The organism is Pleomorphochaeta sp. (assembly GCF_050031695.1).
Classification (GTDB): Bacteria; Spirochaetota; Spirochaetia; order Sphaerochaetales; family Sphaerochaetaceae; genus Pleomorphochaeta.
This window is the reverse complement of record NZ_JBNAIC010000060.1, coordinates 1-18,400: the sequence shown is the minus strand read 5'-3', so window position 1 is coordinate 18,400 and position 18,400 is coordinate 1. Positions and strand designations below refer to the sequence as shown.

Here is an 18,400-nt window from a genome sequence, read left to right as displayed (position 1 = left end):
TATAGTAATAAATATAAATAATTTATTAAGCAACTTTGTCACATAATATTTATTATACCATTATTTTAAATAAAACAATTTTTATTTAATTAGTGGATATATGAAATAATTAAAATTAACTTTATATTCGTTATTTAAAAAATCATAAGAACAATCAACTAAGAAATCATTTGTAATCTGATAACCTAAGGAAAGTGATAACTCTTTATTACTATAGGTTTGTTCATTATAGATTGGATAATCTAAATCAACTAACAAAAATGATTTACCATAATTTACTTTTAAATTTGATTTAATTTTTAATGTCAATTCTAGATCTTCTAGATTAGTTTCTACAGTTGGTATAATGCCAATTAAAGTATTTAATGTACCAAAAGCAATCCCAACTCCACTAGCGATATCAATATTAGAATTATTTGAATTATATTTTATAGAAAACGAAGTCGAAGGCGTCATTTTTAATAAATTTACTTTAGTATAAGAAAGTTTCTCTAAAAAAGTTAAGCTATCTAGTTTTATACCATCATCATACACTAATTCGGTTTCCATAAATTTAAAGGTATAAAGAGATATCGCACTTTGCCTTTGCTCAGAAATATTGTTATTAAATATCGAAAAACTAATAGAAGGATTATTATTATCAAATCCTAATGATAATTTAGAAACTTTTTCGCTAAATAATGTATTTGCCTTAAAGTTATCAAAATTAGCAACAAAATCATCAAAGCCATCTTCTGTTGTAGTTTCTCTACCAAAAACTTTATAATAAGAATAACGATCTAAAATATCACTCTTAGTCTGTGTAGTATCATCATTAAATAATTTCACCAAAGGCGGAGATATAGTCTTTTCATCTACTATCAAAGAATAATTTTTAACTAGAGTAATTAATCGAGCTGGCATAATAGCATGTGGAAAAGAATATTCTTTTTCTTCAGTTGTTAACAACTCTGATAGAACATCACCTAAAAGTGAAGAGCAATTATATAAAAAGAAATTATATTTTAAATCACTTTTTTTATATTCATAAACAATATTTAATAACTCAGGTATTTTATTACTTTCAATATTAGTTTTATAAAGAAAAAGTGTTCTCTGTTGTCCATTAGTATATCTTTCAGCTAATTGATTAAACTTTCTTATATCTATATATCCTGTTAATCCAACAGTTGTCCCTCTAAATATTTTTTCAACCTCAGATTGGCTTTCATGATACGCATAATAATTTATAGCAATACCATTATTAACATCATCGCCTTTTGCTAATACTATAAAAGCATGAGCTCCTAAAGAGCCAACATGTTCACTAGTTGGACTAGAAGCTGCTATATATATAGTATCAAAATTATTAGATAAAATATCTTCAATACTATATTCATATTCTAAAAAAGTAACATATTTAGATTCATCAGTTACTGAAAAAAGTTCAAAAGTGGATAATAATAAAATTACGAATATTGAAATTATTTTTTTTTGAACAGGTTTTAAAGTATTAAATTTTTTTTGCATTATCTCTTCCACTATTTTTTGCAAGGTACAAAGCCTTATCAGAAATATCTATTAAATAATTAGTACTAACATTTTCACTAGGATCTGAGAAAGTATATCCTAAACTTATTGTTAAAATCTGTTTCTCAGCTTCAACAAAAGGAATATTTAAATTTCTAACTTGATTTACTATATAATGTGCTATGTTATCAAATTTTTCTTCGTCTAAACCATAATAAAAAGCAATAAATTCCTCCCCACCATATCTATAAATTTCTATTTGTTTCTCTTTTGCAATTTTTGCAAATAATCTAGAAATATCTTTTAGGCATAAATCACCTTCGATATGACCTTTGCTATCGTTATATAATTTAAAATGATCTATATCCATCATTATTACACCTGTAATACTAACAGGAGAAGAATCTGAATCTTTTTCTAAGATGTTTAAGTACATAGATCTTCTATTTGGAAGATTTGTTAAAAAATCAATATGTTCGTTTTCTTTAGCAGCTCTTTGAACATCGAAACTAACTAATTTTATATGTCTATAAGAATTTCCTAATAAAAAGCCTATTGTTGTAAAACATGTAACATTTATTACATCTTCTATACCCACAGAAAACGGTTTTATTATTAGAGCTGTTGCACAAAATATGAGATAAAAAGCTAATAAAAACCCATTTACTCTTAAAAAATTATCTGGAATTAATAGTGGTAATAAAGCTAATAAAACAACAATACTTGTACCTGTAGCATTAGGTCTTTCAATAGCACCAATATATGTAAACAAGATAAAAATATATATAACTGCTAAATAATAAGTTAATAAATGGAGTCCATAATTATCAGACTCTAAGACAACTATATAACTAATCAGACTAACAAAAGCACCGATAGCATATAATATTACAAATTCAACTTTAGGCTTAGTGTATTGAGAGACTAATACTAATAATAAAAACAAAACGAAACAAACAGGTAAAATGTTTTTAAGTAATCTATCTAAATCATCTTTAACATCTTGCTTATTATTCTTTATTAATTGCTCTTCTAACTTTATATATTGCTTAAACTTCTTAAATAAATTAATAAGAATCCCCCTAGTTTTTTCAATACAAATTGAATGTACTAGGAAGAATATCCCCAAATAAGAAAAAAGTCTATAATTAAGTTAATTATAAATATTAACTTATTATTATTTAATAAGAAATTAAAGGTTTTTCAATATCCATAATTTCTTTAAATAAAGATTCAAATTCACAACCTTTTTTATAAAAAACTGCAGGAGTTAAACAAGGAGTATCTACTTCAAATTCTCCTTTATTATATTCTTTCCCAGTAAAAATATGCACCCAATTATCATTAGGTAAAATAACTTTTCGACTATACTTACCTTCATTTACTTGTGGAGCAACTAATAATTGAGCTCCTAATAAATATTGATCCTTAATATCATAAAAACTCTCATCATCATAATGGAAGAATAAAGGTCTTTGAATAGGAATACCCTCTTCATGATTTATTTTATTTAAATAACTTAAATAATCAAAAAGTTTATTATGAACTTTAACTAAATATGCAAATGCTAATATTGTTTCATCATCACTCATTAATTGATGATTAACCTCAGGTCTGTTTCCTTCATGAGTTCTCATAAATGCAGTAAAAGCACCCATTTCTGCCCATCTTATCAATAGTTCTTTACTTCTTTTTAGTGTGTATAAAGTAGTATATCCACCTATATCACTATGATGTAACCCCATAGCACACATTGAAAGAGAGAGCGCAGATGTTATAACACTTGGTAGACCATCATCTACTGTAAAATCAACATTTTGATCTCCAGCCCAAATTAATTTACAATATTTTTGACTCATTGAGTTCCCAGCTCTCATAAAGAATACTAAATCATCTCTTTTAGATTCTTTACATGCTTCCCAATTTAATTTAGCCCATAAACCTGGCCATCGATTATGTTCAACAAGAGCATCACCATTTTTCAAATAACAATCTGTAGGAAGATATTCTCCAAAGTCTGCCATCCATCCAGCTAGACCAAAGTTAATTAAATTTTCTTTAATTACTTCTTTATACCATTGATAAGCTTCATCAATCGTAAAATCTATTATTCCACAATTAAACTCACCAAAATCAACATAATAATCATTCCCATCTTTGTCTTTTGCTAAATAATTATTTTCTTTTGCTATTTTACATAAGGTACCATCATTTACAACATAGGGGTTAATATATCCCATGACTTTAATATTATCTTTATCAAAGTCACACATAATATTTTTGAGATTAGGATATAATTCTTCATCCCATTTCCAATCCCATCTTAAGCGCTTACCAAAAGAAGTATAATTAACACCTTCCCAATCTTGTATCCATATACTATTTAAATCTAAATCTAAGGATTTAGCTTTTTTAGTACATTCAACTATATAATCACTACCACCTTGAACACCTAAAGATAATCCTTTAAGAGCCCAATTTGGAAGTAAATCTTGTTTTCCTAAATAAGAAGATAATTTTTTTACTGTTTCTATTAATGTTTCACTGACCCCTACCACTATTTCATTTGGAGCTTCCCAAAAAGTTATTTCATGATAATTTTCATTTTCAAAATTAAAATTACAATATGCAAAAGTATCACAATGCATAAAATATTTTTTAGAAGAAACAAAAGTAGGTTGAGGATAAAAAGTTGTATAATAATCTCCACCCCCTCTCATATATTTGTCAGCAAGTTGAGTTATTTCAGTATTTTTATTTCTTCCAACACCTTGTTCTTGAGTAAAAATTGGAAAACTTTTCCCTCTTAAATTAAAATAAGAGAATTGTTCACCTAAACCAAAAACAGCTTCATCTTTTTCTGCTTTAAATTTTACTGTTATTCTATTATATCTTTCTGGAATTGTAACAAATTTTATTTTAATTAGATTTTTTTCTTCAAATATTTTTATCTGAGCTTTCTCATTTAGCTTACTTTTAAAATTTAAAAGTATTTCATTATTTTCAACTTTTGTATCATCAATATCAAAATCTTGAGACTCAATGATATTATCTTCAATAAAGAAATTTCCAAGGTGCATATCTATATCTGCTTCCCCAACTCCCAAAGTTAAAAAAATGTCATTTTCTACAAAAACTAAATCATCATTACAAATTCTTACTTGATTATTAATATTTTTAACAGCAATCATAAACTTATCCTTTTACAGCTCCATTTGTCATTCCACCAATAATTTGGTCATGCATAAAAATATATACAACAATTGTTGGGATCATTGTTATTACAATAGCTGCTAACATACTAGTATAGTCAACAACAAATTGTGATTTAAAGTATCTAATACCTAATTGAAGAGTTCTAGCTCTAACACTATTAGTTAATAACATTGCATAAGTAAATTCATTCCAACAATAAATAAACATTAACACACCAGCTGTTGCTAAACCTGCTTGAGATAATGGAAATACAACTTTTGTAAATCTTTGAGCAAAAGTACATCCATCTATAGTTGCAGCTTCTTCTAATTCTTTTGGAATTGTTGACATAAATCCATGAATCAAATAAACAGAAATTGGTAAGTTAATAGCAGCATATACTATAATCAATCCACCTAAATTATCAATTAAATGTAAATTATTAATTAATCTAAAATATGGAACCATTAAAGCAATAATTGGAACTAATACTCCAGCCATAATTATTGATAATAATAAATTATTAAACTTAAATTTTTCTCTTGCTATTGCAAAAGCTCCCATTGAAGAAACTATTAAATTCACTGCAGTTGCACAAACAGCTACAATTATTGAATTTAAGAATAATCTTGGAAGACCACTCATATTAATAGCATTAGCATAGTTTGAAAATTTCCAAACTTCTGGAAGTGAAAATGCAGAGGCTGTTTCAAATTCTAAATTTGATTTAAATGATGTTATAATCAACCAAATAATAGGAACTAATGTTATAAATAAAAAGAATATTAAATAAAACCATTTTAAAAATGATGATAAAAATCCAAATTTAGATTTTTCTCTTACTACTTTACTAGACATTATTACTATCTCCTAATTTTCACTATTTCTAGTCATAAAATATCGAATTAATCCAATTGTAACACCACCAAATATTACAAGCGTTGCTCCAATAGCATTACCTTCACCATAATGAAGTGCTTGCATATCTGTATAAAGCATAATTCCCATAACAGATGTTGTATGAGCTGGTCCACCACCAGTCATTAAGAATGTTGATTCAAAATGTCTCATACCATAAGCAAGTGCTAGTGTTATTGTAGTAACTAAAATTGGTTTTAGCATAGGAAGCGTAATATGAAATTCTTGTTGTAAAATATTTGCACCATCTAATTCAGCAGCTTCATAATAAGAGTCAGGAACACTTAATCTAGAAGCTAGAATAACAATCATGAAGTACCCAATATAAAAAACTTGTTGGAAAATAACAGCAGCGAAAGCTGTATCCATATTACCTAACCAGTTATTAGATAAGTGACCAAGTCCAACTAAAGTTAACAATGCATTTAAAACACCGTTTTCAGCATTGTAGATTGCGGTCCACATCATTGCTAGAGCAACTTGAGAAATAACATTTGGTAAAAAATAAACAGTTCTAAAGAATTTCCATCCTTTTGGTCTTCTTGCTAATACCATAGCCATAATACAAGCCATTGGGACTTGAACAAAGCCTAAGACTAATGCCCAAACTATATTATTTCTAAGAGATAATCTAAAATTTTCATCAGCAAATAAATACTTATAATTTCCTAAACCGATAAATTCAGGGGTTGTAAAACCATTCCATTTTGTAAAGCTAGTAGCTACAACATAAGTAAGTGGATATATAAAAAAGGCAGTAAAAAGAATTAATACTGGTAATAAAAAAAGAAAAATCATTTTCCCGTTCTTATTATGCATATGACCTCCCATTATATTTTGGGCCTAGATTTTTTATCTAGACCCAATAATTATTCTATATTAACGAATTTTTGAAGCAATTTGAGCCACAAATTCTTCAGGTGTTGATTTACCTGCACCTAATTTAGCTAAAGCTTGACCAAATTCAGCCATTACATCTGTTGCAAAGTTGAATTGGAAGTGTGTTTGAATAAATGACGCACCATTTACAGCTTCATTGAATTGTGTTTGAACTTTGTTACCTGTAACACCAGGAGTTTTAACAGCTAACATAGCACCAGAAGCTTGAGAAATTTTTGCAGCATTTTCAGGAGTTGTCATCCATTTCATGAATTTAATAACAGCTTCTCTCTTAACAGGATCATCAGTATTTGCAGCAACTAAGTTTGATTGTGGGAAACCAACTTGACCGTTAGAATATTCAGCACCAGGACCTGGGCCAATTTCTACAGCTTCAAATACTTCAGGAGCTTCACCTTTTACACGACCGATATACCATGGGCCATTAATAAACATAGCTGTATCGCCTTTTAAGAAGTGACCACCAGAAACACCAGCATCTCCACCAATAGCATCAACTGTTGTATTTCCATCTTGATACATTTTTTGTAAGATTGCAGCTGCTTCTACATATACTGGATCTGTTGCAAAATCTTTTTCCCAAACATTAGGACCTGCTAATGCATTTAAAATATGACAATACCAAAGCATTGAAGTCCAAGCATTTGTACCACCAGTCATTTGTGATGTTGGTGTATAACCAGCTGCTTTAATTTTTTCACATGCATCCCAGAATTCATCAAATGTAGCAGGAATTTCATCAACACCAGCTGCTTCAAAGATATCCATGTTATACCAAATAGGAGTATATCCCATTTCAAAAGGTAAAGATTTTGTCATACCATTAATTGTTGCAGAATCAATAGATCCATCAACAAAACTATTTTTCCAGTCCCCTTTTAAATCTTCTGTAAAATCCATTAATACATCACTATCATAGAACATAAAAGCTGTTTGATCAGGATTAAATGAGAATACATCAGGAGCAGAATTGGAACCTAACATTGTATTTATTTTTGATCTATATGCATCTGGGTCAGGATTTTCTTCAATTACAACTTTAATTTTTCCAGTATTTGCAGCGTTAAATTCGTCAACTAATTCTTTAACAGGTGCAGCTTTTGTATCAGCTCCTACCCAAATTGTTGAAAATCTGATTTCAACCTCTTTTTCTTCTGCTGTTTCTGCTTGACCGTTTGCAAAAACGAAAGAAGGAACGATAAATAACATTGCTAATAATGCAACTAAAAGTTTTTTCTTCATAATAATCTCCTTTTATTATATTTCTTTCATAAAGAAAGTTAAACACATCAATTACCACATGTCAACTTTTTTTTATTAAAAAACATATAATTTCAATTATTACAAATATTATTTTTTTTCACAAAATTGAGCTAAAATAAATAGAATAAAGATTAATATTATTATTTTATATTAGTATTAAGTCCTTTTATAAAAAGAAAATATATAAAAAAATCAGATTTACTAAATTTTATATTTTAAAAAAATATATTTAGTAAAAATCTGATTGTTGATTTTTTATTAAAACTTTTTTACTTAACAAAAATAGACTATTTTATATAAACTTATATTTTTTTATCTATTTTTTCACAAGATAAGTTATTTTGCCTTATAAATATTTATTAAATTAATTACTTTTTCTTTAATTAAGGATGAACACTCTCTAAAATCCTCAATTGGTCCGCCGGACGGATCATTTAATCCCCAATCTTCTTTTAATTTACATGGAACAAATGGACACTGAACATTACACCCCATTGTAATTAAAACATCAACACTTGATGGAATTTCACTTAACAATTTTGGATAATGAGAAGACATATCAATTCCTTCTTCATTCATAACTTTTACAGCAAGCGGTTTAACTTCATGATATTTTTCTGTTCCAGCTGAATATGCATCAAAAATATCACTACCTAATTCTTTCATCCAAGCTTCTGCCATTTGTGAACGGCATGAATTATGAACACAAACAAATGCTACGGTATATTTTTTCATTTTAATTCCTCTATTTTACAAACTTAATTCTACTTTCATCAAAACGATTGATAAATTTATTAGCTTTATTATCTAAAGGATATCCTATAGCAATTAAAGCAAAAGGTATAACCTCTTTATTAATATCTAGCACATTTTTAACATAATCTACTCTAGAAGGAATAGGATAAATTCCCATCCAAGTAGCTCCAAGATTTAAATTAACAGTTTCTAATAAAAGGTTCTCAATACAAGCACCTAAATCTTGATCTATAAACTTTTCTGCTTTTAAATCATTTTTCTTAGATAAAACAACAATTATGGATGAAGCATTTTTTGCAAAACTAGTATGAGGACTAGTTTTAGATAAGGCCTCTTTCTTTTCACTATTTTCTACAACTATAAATTCCCATGGTTGTTGGTTACAAGCAGATGGAGCTTGCATTGCAGCTTTTAAAATAGTAATAAGTTTTTCATCTTCAACCTTTTTATCTAAAAATTTTCTTACACTTCTTCTATTATTAATTATGTCCATAAGCTTATCCTATAATAATTTTTCAATTTCTTTTGCTGATAAAACTTTACCAGAAGAAACTACTTTTTCATCAATAACAAGGGCTGGAGTACTCATCACACCATAACCTATTATTTTTTCTATATCTTTTAAATGTGTAACTTCATCATTACTTTTTAAATTCTCTACAGCTAATTTAACATTTTTTTCTAAAGTTTTACATTTTGCACAACCTGAGCCTAATACTTTAATTCTTGCATTTGGATTGTAAAAAGTGTCTTCACTAATTTTTTTTGAAAATAATTTCATAATTTCCTCATTAATTTATTTATTATTCTTTTGATACTTATTACCTTTTACAACAACAAGCCTTTTTTTCTTTTGATAACACAGTAAATAATTCTGCTATTTTTCGAAAATGATCTTCATTTATTTTATAATAATGAGATCTTCCATCTATTCTCTCAATTATAAGAGAGGCTTCTTTCAATAATTTCATATCATATGAAAGTGTTGGCTGAGTTATATCAAATTTTTTCTGAAGTTCACAAGCGCATACTTCCCCACACGAAATAATATCTAAAATTTCTAAACGTTTTGCATTAGATAATATTTTAAACACTTCACTTAATTCTTTATAATTCATAAGGCCTCTTATACATAGAAAATCTTCTATGTATAGGCTAATGGATACATAGAAGATTGTCAATGTATAAACAATTCGTAATAATAATTTAAGGTAAAATTTTACCAGCAGCCATATATAATCTATACCATTCTTCTCTTGTTAATCTTAGATTTGAAGCTTTTGAAATTCTTTTTAATCGATCACTATTAGTGGTACCTGTTACAACTTGCATTTTTAAAGGAAGTCTAAGTAACCACGCAACAACAATAGCTTCATTTGAAACATTATATTTGTAACATAAATTATCAATTTCTTCATTTAATAACTCAAATTTATCATTATCTAAAAACACTCCATCAAAAAAACCATGTTGAAAAGGTGACCAAGCTTGTATTGTAGTATCATGAAGTTTTGAATATTCCCACATTCCACCATCTCTACTAGCACTTAATTCATTATTCATATTAACATTTAAAAAACTATCAATCATATAACAATCTGTGATACTCATTTGCATTTGGTTAATTACAAATCTATCACCACAGCTTTTATTTAAATAATTTAGCTGATGTGCATTTTGATTACTTACACCAAAAGCTTTTACTTTTTTAGTTTCTAATAATTCATTTAATATATCATTAACTTCAGCTTCTTCCATTAATGGATCAGGTCTGTGGAATAAAAAGAAATCAAGATAATCAGTATTTAATCTTTTTAAACTTCCTTCAATTGATTCTAATATATATTTTTTTGAAAAATCAAAACAAATACCAGGTCTTATTGCTGCCTTACTTTGAATAATAATTGATTCTCTATCTATATTTAAGGATTTAATAGCTTTTGCAAATTTTGTTTCACATTCATTTTTACCATAAATATCTGCATGATCAAAATAATTTAAGCCACAAGATAAAGCAGTTGTTATTAAAGTTTCAACTTCTTTATCGGTTTTTGTGTTAATTCGCATACAACCAACAATAATATTTGGCACTTCTTTTTTATAAGATTTAATATCCATAAGATTTCTTCTCTCCTTTTTTTTAAATGTGTAATGTATTATATCATACTAATATTTTACATTTTAGTATTTTATTTAAGATATTTCTTATTAACTTTCTTTTTCAAAAAATCCATAATTAATAGTAATAGATATATCATTAAAATTTTTTACCCCTCATCAATTATTTGCATATATATTAATTTTAAAATATACTTTCAAAACTAGGAAAAAATAATGGAATATAGACAACGATTAAAAAAAAATGTACCTAATAATTATATATTTATCTTTCTCTCTAATTTAAATCTTACCCATGGACTATGGATGATTTATTTAGCGATGAAAGGAATGAGCTTAGTACAGCTAGGGATTCTTGAAGGAATATTCCATATCACTTCTTTTTTGATGGAAGTTCCAACCGGTATAATCGCAGATATTTATGGCAGAAAAACTAGTAGAATTATAGGAAGGATTTGTGCTTTAGTTAGTATCATCCTTTTATTATTTGCCAATAGTTTTTATTTCTTTGCCCTTTCTTTCATATTCACAGCGCTTTCTTATAACTTAGAGTCAGGAGCAGGCGAAGCATTAATATATGATTCACTAAAAGAATTAAATGAAGATAAAGATTATATGAAAATTTCCGGTAGGCAAGAAATGGCATATCAAGCATCTCAAATTATAGCATTATTATTAGGAGGGTATTTAGCTACAATAGATTATAAATATGTTTTTTATTTAACTATGGTATTTATATTGATAACAATACTTCAATCTTTACAATTTCAAGAACCTTCAATAAAAAAAGAATCAATTGAATCTAAAAATCCTTTTATTATAATGAAAGTTCAAGTCACTCAAAGTATTAAAGTAATTAATAATAATAAAAAAATAGGCTTTTTTATTATATTTACACAAATCATTTTAGCTTTAGGTACTACCTTATTTTTCTATTTACAAAACTATTTAAAAAATAATAACCATGATGAATTTTTTATTGGTTCTTTATTTGCTATTTCAGCTGTATTTGAAGCTTTAGCAAGTTCAAAAGCGTATAAAGTTGAAAAAGTTATTAAAGAAAAAGGTATTTTATTAATAATGCCAATAATCAGTGTTATTTGTATTTGGTTTATAGCCTTAACACCTTATCCCTACATCTTTTATATAATTATGATGATTGTAGAAAGCCTTATATATGTTGCAATGAGTGACTACATTAACAAGCTTATCCCTAGTAACAATAGAGCAACTATTCTCTCTTTTGCTAGTATGATATTTAGTTTTTTCATGATTTTTATATTCCCATTAATTGGTAAAATAGGAGATATATATTCATTAAATAAAGCATTTACTGTACTTGCAATAATTGGTACAATTTTCGTAATAATTAACTCTTTATTAATTATTAATATTAATAAAAATAATCAATAATCACAATTTTTATGTTTAACAAAACTAGTCCAATCCTTATATATTAGCCTTAAATCATTATCTAAATAAGATAAAGCCTTATCTTCTATATCTTTTGGAACATTATAAAAAGCTTCAGCAATTGAACCTGTAATAGCTGCGATTGTATCACTATCTCCACCAAGTGATATTGCAATTCTAATTGCATCTTCAAAACTTGTAGATTCTAAAAAAGCTACAATTGCTTGTGGAACAGTATCTTGACATTTAGAACTAAAAATATAGTCATCTCTAATTTGATCTATAGTAAAGTTTAAATCATAATAATTCTCTTCTATTCTTTTTTTAACTTCATGTTTATGTAATCCACAACGGCATAAGAATATTGAAACAGCTACAGCTTGAGCTCCTTTTAAACCTTCACTGTGATTATGAGTAACTGATGTTACACAATTTGATAATTTATAGATATCCTCAATTGTTCTAGCAAAATATGCAACAGGACTTATCCTCATTGCCGCACCATTTCCATAGCTATTATAAGGATTACTATTATGGTGAAAAACCCAATCATAAAACATTTGACCAAAGCCACAATTAGGATATTTTTTACCAAATTCTTTTAAATATTTTACAGTTTGCTCTTTTAGTAACTTACAATATTCATCATTTTCAAAATGAGAAGCAAGTGAATATTTGATTATTTTTTCACTCTCCATAATTGCCTTAGCAACGGCTAATGATAATATTGAATCATCAGTAATATGGCAATTTTCAGAAAACAATTCAAAATTTTTACTTTTATTATTATTAAATTCGAAACGAGATCCAACAATATCCCCTACAATTGCACCAATCATAAGCCCCTCCTCACATTTATATAATAAATCTAGATTTCTCACAGAACAACATATAATTGATGCATTTAATAAAAAGAATAAAAAATTATTGGATTTTATATTTCAAATTTGTAATCAATTATTCTTTTTCTTCTAACAAATAACCCTTTTCACTTAATACTCTAATAGCATTATTTGTATTCTCTTTCTTTATTAATATATAATCAGTATCAAATGTTGATATAACAAATATACCAATATTATTATCTGCTAATATTGTACTTAATTTAGATAATATCCCTATTAAAGAAAAATCTAAGGGACCTACAATTTTTAATATATTCCAACCTTTTTCACATTTGATATTGTCTGGTATTTGATTAGATTTTAAAACAAGAGATAATTCATCTTCTGTTTTAGTTATTGTTACAAAATCTTCAATCTTACACCATGAAGGTATATCCTCATTACTTGATAATCTACAAATAGCATAATCATCTCTATTTACACGAATTTTCAAAATTTACTCCTAATTATTTTCTTTTATATATTTTTTGGGGAAAAAGGGAATACATCTATTTGTTTTTTTACAATAGTCTGTATATTCTTTACCATATTTATCAATTAACCATTTTTCTTCTGTTTTTATCATAATTATAGTTAATGAAAGCCAAAATAAAAAAGGAATTAATAAAAGCAAATAATTATGATTTATAAATAAAACCCCGCTAAAAAGAAAAATAAAAGCAGAATATATAGGATTTCTTACATATTTATAAACACCACTAGTTACTAATTTATTTTGTTTTATATTTTTATCAATTCTACTAAAAAATACTGCACAAATCCAAATAAAAAGTCCTTCTATAATTAACAAACTACCAACAAAAAAAAACAGAAACCTATATTTATCTATAATAAATAAATCTAAATAACCTAAATAATTAATCAATGTAAAAATAAAGGTAATTAAAAATAAACTAACAATAAATATAGGTCCTATACCAAAAACAGGTAAATGCGTTTTCTTTGATTTCATATAATAATATTATCAGAAAAAAAATATTGAAAAAAGTATCTCTATTTAAATTTATTAAATACTACAACTTCTTCAATTTTAGATTTCTCTTTATAAGGCCCTTCAGTCAAAGGCTTTCCAATAGGCAATACGGCTTTTATTGTTTTACCACTTGGTATATTTAATATTTGTCTTACTCCATCATTTAATTCTTTATTTCTGAGAATTCCATCGGTCCAGACAGTAGCATAACCTAAAGCAGTTACTGCTAATAAAATATTCTCACAAGCAGCACTATAGTTTTCTACTTCAAAATTAAAATTAGTTTTTTCGCTTTTATCTTCACTAAGCATTACTAGAATAAAAGGAGCAGTCTTTGTCCCATTTCTATTAATTAGAGTACCTAATTGATTAATCAGATTTTCATCTGTGACAGCAACATAAGAAGTTGATTGAACATTCATTGCTCTAGGAGCAGCTAAAGCAGCCTTTAATATTTTCTCAATATCTAAATCAGATAATTTTTCCTTAATAAATTCACCACGATATGAATATCGTTTATTTATAGCTTCAAATAAATTCATAAATATACCTCTACATATTATTCTTTTATACTTATATTATCTTTATATAATATAATAAGTCAAATTTAAAATACCCCTTCATTATATAGAAGGGGTACTACTTATTAACTAATTATATTAAATAAATCTTGTAATTTCATCAACATCTTTTCTTGGTGTTGCTTTTACTTCTGCTTCAGGGTATCCATAAACAATTAATGCTGCAACTGTTTCATCTTTTGGAAGATCTACAATTTCTGAAATTGATTTTTCATCAATTACACCCATTATACAAGTTCCTACACCAAAGGCATGTGCTGATAAACAAAAAGTTTGACAAGCAATCCCAGCATCAAATACTTCCCAAGCATTTGCCTTAGAAGTTGCGTAATCATCACCTTCTAATTTTCCACTTTTACCTTTCACAAAACTTAATACAGCTACATTTTTAGCATTTTTTAAAGTACCAATATTATATACAAAGTCATTAACACCATCATTTGCTAATTTAGTAATTACTTCTTTATCACTTACTAGTGTATATCTTGCAACTTGGAAATTACCCCAAGATGGTGCAAAACGTGCACTATCCATAATATTTCTCATAACTTCTTCACTAACAACTTCATCTTTAAATTGTCTAACACTTCTTCTTGATTTTATTAACTCAATTGCTTCCATTTAATTCTCCAATTATTACTTTATTTTATTCAACTGATATACAGTTGTTTCTTTTACATAATTTTTAATAGCTTCTTGAAATGCTTTTAAATGCTTAGCATCCATATGTGCATTCCAATCTTCTCTACTCTCCCAATTTTCATATAAGACAAACATATTTGGCGTGTTAATTTCTTGATGTAAATCATAATTTACACACCCCTTTTCAGCCCTTACACTAGGGATTACTTTTAATATTTCATTCTTTACAAATTCAATACTATCTTCTTTTGCATAAATATTAGCTACTAAAGTTAACATCTTAAACCCTCACTAATTGTCATAAATTAATTTCTATAGTAAATTGGTTGTAACAATTACCGTTACAACTAAAAATACAATAACAATTTGTTGTTGTAATGTCAATGGTTACAACAAAAATAAATAAAAAAAATATTGCTTAATAGTTTTCGATTTTATATATTTCAATTAAGGAGTCTATAATGCAAATTACATCAAGATTTACTCTTGCAATACATATAATGCTTTGTGTTTCTTCATTTTCAGAGAAAATCAAAGTTACCTCAACATTTCTTGCTAAAAGTGCAAACACTAATCCTGTAATTATTAGAAAAATTTTAGGACAGTTAAAAGAAGCTAAACTTGTAGAAATAAAGGCAGGAGTTGGTGGTGCTTTTTTATTAAAAGATCCAAACGAAATTACTTTATATGATATTTTTTATGCAGTTCATGCAGTTGATGACAATTTTTTTAATTTCCATCCAAATCCGAACTGTGAATGCCCTGTTGGCAAAAACATTCACACAGTTCTTGATTCGCATTTAGAAAAAATTCAAATTGCAATGGACAATGAAATGAAATCTACTACATTAGATACATTATTAAAGGAAACAGATGAATTCTTAGTGATTTAACACTTATAATAAACTTGATTTTTGCCTAACTCTTTAGATTTATAAAGACATTTATCTGCTCTATTAATTAATACTTCAGGAGTTTTAATACTATCTTCATAGAATACTAAACCCATACTGAGTCCAACTGGTTTATCCTCTAATATTATTCTTGTATTTACTTCTTTTTTTAATTCCTCAGCAATTTTAATAGATTCTTCTTTATTTGTAGAGTTTAAAATTATTAAAAATTCATCACCACCATATCTAAAAATATATCCTTTTTTAGTTAATATATTATCAAATATTTCAACTATATTTCTTAAAACTCTATCTCCACTTAAATGCCCTAATTTGTCATTTATTTGTTTAAAATCATCAACATCAACTAATATAACAGAAAAAGGAATCTTCTTTTTATTATAATAGGCTATTTCTTCTTGTAAGTTTTTATATAACAGATTTCTATTATATGCTTCTGTTAATTCATCATGAGATGTGATTTTTTCTATCTTTATCCTATTTTGTACAATTATTATTATGATTATAATTAATAAAACCCATAAGAATGTAAATAATAATATTTTAGAAATATATGCTTGATTTAAATCATATATGGTATCACATCTAGAAGTAAAAACTAAATAAGCAGCAGGTATATCTTCTACATTCCTTATTAATATAAAACCATTACAATAATCTAAATCCCCAATTTTAGAATGAATATTATAAGTTTGATCATTTTCTAAAATTCGAGTAATTTCACCTTTATCACTAATATTCATTAGCGATTCAGTTGTTAAATCATTTATTGTTTTATTATCAACATAATAATTGTCACTAAATTCAACAATTGAATAATTTAGGGCTATTTCTTCTTCCCATACTTTTGCATCAACAATTTCTTTCTTCATTAAAAATATAGTATTTGTATTAAATAACTTTTTCATCATATTAGAAATAGATTCAAAAGACATACTTATTTCAACACAACCTACTAATTCTTCTTCAAAATATAATGGGTATTCAAATCTATAACCATTAAAAATTCTGCCTTCTTCAAAGCCTTCAATATAATTCCCAGTTTCATTAACATATTTTACAGTATAGCGAACATCACTTAAATCATCACCGAATTTCTCTTTTTTATGCATTCTCAAAAAACTTTCATTATTATTTAAAACAAAGTGATACTGTCTAAAATCTGCTAATAACGCATTATCATAATCACCTTGAACTAATGTTATTAATTCATTTCTTAATTTAGCTTGATCTTCAGTATTACTATTATTTGCTTCATGCATTATTTCTAATATTCTCGAATTATTAATTATATTAGCATAATATGAATTTGATAATTGCCTATATGAATATAATACTATTTCATACTCTTCTTCAAAGTTATGTATTACTTCACTTTCTAAATAGTTTAACCTATTATTATATTCATTTTTCTCAAATATTATTATAGACAATAAAAAAATACTGATTAGAACAATTAATGCAAAAGCTAAATATTTAATTCTCGAAATTCTTTTCTTTAATAATTTATTCATAGATCCCCTTTAAATTAGTTTTTTTGAAGTTTTCTAATTTAGATAATAAATTAAGGTATCTAATAAAGCAAGTTTATTTATTTGAATAAAAACTAATCTTAATATTATTAAAAATAATATAATAATTACTTAGTATAAATATTATATTATTGACAATATATTTTTATTGGTTATATCCTTATAGATAAAGGATATATTTAATGAATATTTTAATAAAAAAAGAAACTAAAATTAATCATATACTTGGAATTATAGCTATAATTTCAGCATTTGCTTTATGTGTTGCAGATTTTTTACTTGAATTTAATCCTGAATATGGGATCTCAGTCTCAAGTATTGTTGAACCATCTTGGATAGAAATGTCTAATTGGAGATTTTCTCTATCACTAAATCTATGTGCTTTCTTTATCCCCTTTTATATTTGTGGATATTTTCTGGTATATAAAGTTATAAAAAAGACTAATAAAAAAATAGCAACTATCATATTAATACTATTCTCTTACGGCACTATTATGGGCTCCCCTCTTATTCATGGGGTGATGTGTAATTTCCCAATTATTTATAACTATGGTCTTGTTAATAATATAGATATTAACTTTCTCAACAATCTTATAGCTAATGAGTTAACTTCTAGCATTTTAATTGTTTTTATTTTCCATTATTTGATTACTTGGATTATAAGCCCAAGTATTTTATTTTTTTATATAATAAGTGGTAAAAGTAAATTAAAAAGATGGAATGCAATTTTAAATCCATTAGTGTTTTTAATTATCTGTTTACTAGGTTTAAAAGTTTTCCC

Annotated in this window: 21 protein-coding genes; 3 read left to right on the top strand and 18 right to left on the bottom strand. The window is 26.4% G+C overall.

Features of this window, described 5'->3' with window-relative positions; all coding sequences use genetic code 11:
• Positions 1–81 precede the first annotated feature (81 nt).
• The 11 genes from ACPKM0_RS10275 to ACPKM0_RS10225 all read right to left on the bottom strand — a co-directional run bounded on the left by ACPKM0_RS10275 (position 82) and on the right by ACPKM0_RS10225 (position 10,659).
• A complete protein-coding gene (locus ACPKM0_RS10275) occupies positions 82–1,509 on the bottom strand; it encodes a lipoprotein N-acyltransferase Lnb domain-containing protein (protein WP_472475665.1) in 1,428 nt (475 codons plus the stop codon).
• Positions 1,493–2,638 (bottom strand): GGDEF domain-containing protein, encoded by a 1,146-nt coding sequence (locus ACPKM0_RS10270; protein WP_472475663.1) that lies wholly within the window; start codon positions 2,636–2,638, stop codon positions 1,493–1,495. Before ACPKM0_RS10270 ends, ACPKM0_RS10275 begins: the two co-directional genes overlap by 17 nt.
• Before the next feature lie 52 nt (positions 2,639–2,690).
• On the bottom strand, positions 2,691–4,700 hold the full coding sequence (locus ACPKM0_RS10265) for an alpha-glucosidase (protein WP_472475661.1): 2,010 nt from the start codon (positions 4,698–4,700) through the stop codon (positions 2,691–2,693).
• 4 nt (positions 4,701–4,704) lie between these two features.
• Entirely contained in the window at positions 4,705–5,562 is an 858-nt protein-coding gene (locus tag ACPKM0_RS10260) for a carbohydrate ABC transporter permease (RefSeq protein WP_472475659.1), read from the bottom strand.
• 12 nt (positions 5,563–5,574) lie between these two features.
• Positions 5,575–6,441 (bottom strand): carbohydrate ABC transporter permease, encoded by an 867-nt coding sequence (locus ACPKM0_RS10255; RefSeq protein WP_472475657.1) that lies wholly within the window; start codon positions 6,439–6,441, stop codon positions 5,575–5,577.
• 60 nt (positions 6,442–6,501) lie between these two features.
• On the bottom strand, positions 6,502–7,764 hold the full coding sequence (locus tag ACPKM0_RS10250; RefSeq protein ID WP_472475655.1) for an ABC transporter substrate-binding protein: 1,263 nt from the start codon (positions 7,762–7,764) through the stop codon (positions 6,502–6,504).
• A 357-nt stretch (positions 7,765–8,121) separates the two neighbouring features.
• Positions 8,122–8,520: an arsenate reductase ArsC gene (locus ACPKM0_RS10245; protein WP_472475653.1), complete on the bottom strand. Its 399-nt coding sequence runs from the start codon at positions 8,518–8,520 to the stop codon at positions 8,122–8,124.
• 10 nt (positions 8,521–8,530) lie between these two features.
• On the bottom strand, positions 8,531–9,034 hold the full coding sequence (locus ACPKM0_RS10240) for a nitroreductase family protein (protein WP_472475651.1): 504 nt from the start codon (positions 9,032–9,034) through the stop codon (positions 8,531–8,533).
• 9 nt (positions 9,035–9,043) lie between these two features.
• Positions 9,044–9,322 (bottom strand): thioredoxin family protein, encoded by a 279-nt coding sequence (locus ACPKM0_RS10235; RefSeq protein ID WP_472475649.1) that lies wholly within the window; start codon positions 9,320–9,322, stop codon positions 9,044–9,046.
• A 40-nt stretch (positions 9,323–9,362) separates the two neighbouring features.
• Positions 9,363–9,659 (bottom strand): ArsR/SmtB family transcription factor, encoded by a 297-nt coding sequence (locus ACPKM0_RS10230; RefSeq protein ID WP_472475647.1) that lies wholly within the window; start codon positions 9,657–9,659, stop codon positions 9,363–9,365.
• 88 nt (positions 9,660–9,747) lie between these two features.
• Positions 9,748–10,659, bottom strand: coding sequence for an aldo/keto reductase (locus ACPKM0_RS10225; protein WP_472475645.1), 912 nt, complete (start codon positions 10,657–10,659; stop codon positions 9,748–9,750).
• A gap of 216 nt (positions 10,660–10,875) precedes the next feature.
• Between ACPKM0_RS10225 and ACPKM0_RS10220 the strand changes: the two genes are divergently transcribed.
• Positions 10,876–12,072, top strand: a complete 1,197-nt coding sequence (locus ACPKM0_RS10220) for an MFS transporter (protein ID WP_472475643.1) — start codon at positions 10,876–10,878, stop codon at positions 12,070–12,072.
• Here ACPKM0_RS10220 and ACPKM0_RS10215 read toward each other — a convergent pair.
• The 6 genes from ACPKM0_RS10215 to ACPKM0_RS10190 all read right to left on the bottom strand — a co-directional run bounded on the left by ACPKM0_RS10215 (position 12,066) and on the right by ACPKM0_RS10190 (position 15,452).
• Positions 12,066–12,911 (bottom strand): ADP-ribosylglycohydrolase family protein, encoded by an 846-nt coding sequence (locus tag ACPKM0_RS10215; RefSeq protein ID WP_472475641.1) that lies wholly within the window; start codon positions 12,909–12,911, stop codon positions 12,066–12,068. The two genes, ACPKM0_RS10220 and ACPKM0_RS10215, sit on opposite strands and share 7 nt — an antisense overlap.
• A 118-nt stretch (positions 12,912–13,029) precedes the next feature.
• Positions 13,030–13,410 carry an ACT domain-containing protein gene (locus tag ACPKM0_RS10210; protein ID WP_472475639.1) on the bottom strand — a complete coding sequence of 127 codons (381 nt, stop codon included), beginning with the start codon at positions 13,408–13,410 and terminating at the stop codon, positions 13,030–13,032.
• Positions 13,411–13,419: 9 nt separating this feature from the next.
• Positions 13,420–13,929 (bottom strand): methyltransferase family protein, encoded by a 510-nt coding sequence (locus tag ACPKM0_RS10205; RefSeq protein ID WP_472475637.1) that lies wholly within the window; start codon positions 13,927–13,929, stop codon positions 13,420–13,422.
• A gap of 41 nt (positions 13,930–13,970) precedes the next feature.
• Positions 13,971–14,492: a nitroreductase family protein gene (locus ACPKM0_RS10200; protein ID WP_472475635.1), complete on the bottom strand. Its 522-nt coding sequence runs from the start codon at positions 14,490–14,492 to the stop codon at positions 13,971–13,973.
• Positions 14,493–14,609: 117 nt separating this feature from the next.
• Positions 14,610–15,152: a nitroreductase family protein gene (locus ACPKM0_RS10195; protein WP_472475634.1), complete on the bottom strand. Its 543-nt coding sequence runs from the start codon at positions 15,150–15,152 to the stop codon at positions 14,610–14,612.
• Between the two features lie 15 nt (positions 15,153–15,167).
• Positions 15,168–15,452 (bottom strand): putative quinol monooxygenase, encoded by a 285-nt coding sequence (locus ACPKM0_RS10190; protein ID WP_472475632.1) that lies wholly within the window; start codon positions 15,450–15,452, stop codon positions 15,168–15,170.
• A 182-nt stretch (positions 15,453–15,634) separates the two neighbouring features.
• Here ACPKM0_RS10190 and ACPKM0_RS10185 point away from each other — a divergent pair, with 182 nt between their 5' ends.
• Positions 15,635–16,066, top strand: coding sequence for an Rrf2 family transcriptional regulator (locus ACPKM0_RS10185; RefSeq protein ID WP_472475630.1), 432 nt, complete (start codon positions 15,635–15,637; stop codon positions 16,064–16,066).
• Here the strand turns inward: ACPKM0_RS10185 and ACPKM0_RS10180 are convergent.
• Positions 16,063–17,601 carry a diguanylate cyclase gene (locus tag ACPKM0_RS10180; RefSeq protein WP_472475628.1) on the bottom strand — a complete coding sequence of 513 codons (1,539 nt, stop codon included), beginning with the start codon at positions 17,599–17,601 and terminating at the stop codon, positions 16,063–16,065. The genes ACPKM0_RS10185 and ACPKM0_RS10180 overlap by 4 nt on opposite strands.
• A 200-nt stretch (positions 17,602–17,801) precedes the next feature.
• Here ACPKM0_RS10180 and ACPKM0_RS10175 point away from each other — a divergent pair.
• The coding region (locus ACPKM0_RS10175) for a DUF6796 family protein (RefSeq protein WP_472475626.1) at positions 17,802–18,400 on the top strand (599 nt) is incomplete at its 3' end.

Coding starts and splice junctions, on each gene's coding strand:
- ACPKM0_RS10275 (WP_472475665.1), bottom strand. CDS start 1,509: ATGCAAAAAAAATTTAATACTTTAAAACCTGTTCAAAAAAAAATAATT.
- ACPKM0_RS10265 (WP_472475661.1), bottom strand. CDS start 4,700: ATGATTGCTGTTAAAAATATTAATAATCAAGTAAGAATTTGTAATGAT.
- ACPKM0_RS10260 (WP_472475659.1), bottom strand. CDS start 5,562: ATGTCTAGTAAAGTAGTAAGAGAAAAATCTAAATTTGGATTTTTATCA.
- ACPKM0_RS10255 (WP_472475657.1), bottom strand. CDS start 6,441: ATGCATAATAAGAACGGGAAAATGATTTTTCTTTTTTTATTACCAGTA.
- ACPKM0_RS10250 (WP_472475655.1), bottom strand. CDS start 7,764: ATGAAGAAAAAACTTTTAGTTGCATTATTAGCAATGTTATTTATCGTT.
- ACPKM0_RS10245 (WP_472475653.1), bottom strand. CDS start 8,520: ATGAAAAAATATACCGTAGCATTTGTTTGTGTTCATAATTCATGCCGT.
- ACPKM0_RS10240 (WP_472475651.1), bottom strand. CDS start 9,034: ATGGACATAATTAATAATAGAAGAAGTGTAAGAAAATTTTTAGATAAA.
- ACPKM0_RS10235 (WP_472475649.1), bottom strand. CDS start 9,322: ATGAAATTATTTTCAAAAAAAATTAGTGAAGACACTTTTTACAATCCA.
- ACPKM0_RS10230 (WP_472475647.1), bottom strand. CDS start 9,659: ATGAATTATAAAGAATTAAGTGAAGTGTTTAAAATATTATCTAATGCA.
- ACPKM0_RS10225 (WP_472475645.1), bottom strand. CDS start 10,659: ATGGATATTAAATCTTATAAAAAAGAAGTGCCAAATATTATTGTTGGT.
- ACPKM0_RS10220 (WP_472475643.1), top strand. CDS start 10,876: ATGGAATATAGACAACGATTAAAAAAAAATGTACCTAATAATTATATA.
- ACPKM0_RS10215 (WP_472475641.1), bottom strand. CDS start 12,911: ATGATTGGTGCAATTGTAGGGGATATTGTTGGATCTCGTTTCGAATTT.
- ACPKM0_RS10205 (WP_472475637.1), bottom strand. CDS start 13,929: ATGAAATCAAAGAAAACGCATTTACCTGTTTTTGGTATAGGACCTATA.
- ACPKM0_RS10200 (WP_472475635.1), bottom strand. CDS start 14,492: ATGAATTTATTTGAAGCTATAAATAAACGATATTCATATCGTGGTGAA.
- ACPKM0_RS10195 (WP_472475634.1), bottom strand. CDS start 15,152: ATGGAAGCAATTGAGTTAATAAAATCAAGAAGAAGTGTTAGACAATTT.
- ACPKM0_RS10190 (WP_472475632.1), bottom strand. CDS start 15,452: ATGTTAACTTTAGTAGCTAATATTTATGCAAAAGAAGATAGTATTGAA.
- ACPKM0_RS10185 (WP_472475630.1), top strand. CDS start 15,635: ATGCAAATTACATCAAGATTTACTCTTGCAATACATATAATGCTTTGT.
- ACPKM0_RS10180 (WP_472475628.1), bottom strand. CDS start 17,601: ATGAATAAATTATTAAAGAAAAGAATTTCGAGAATTAAATATTTAGCT.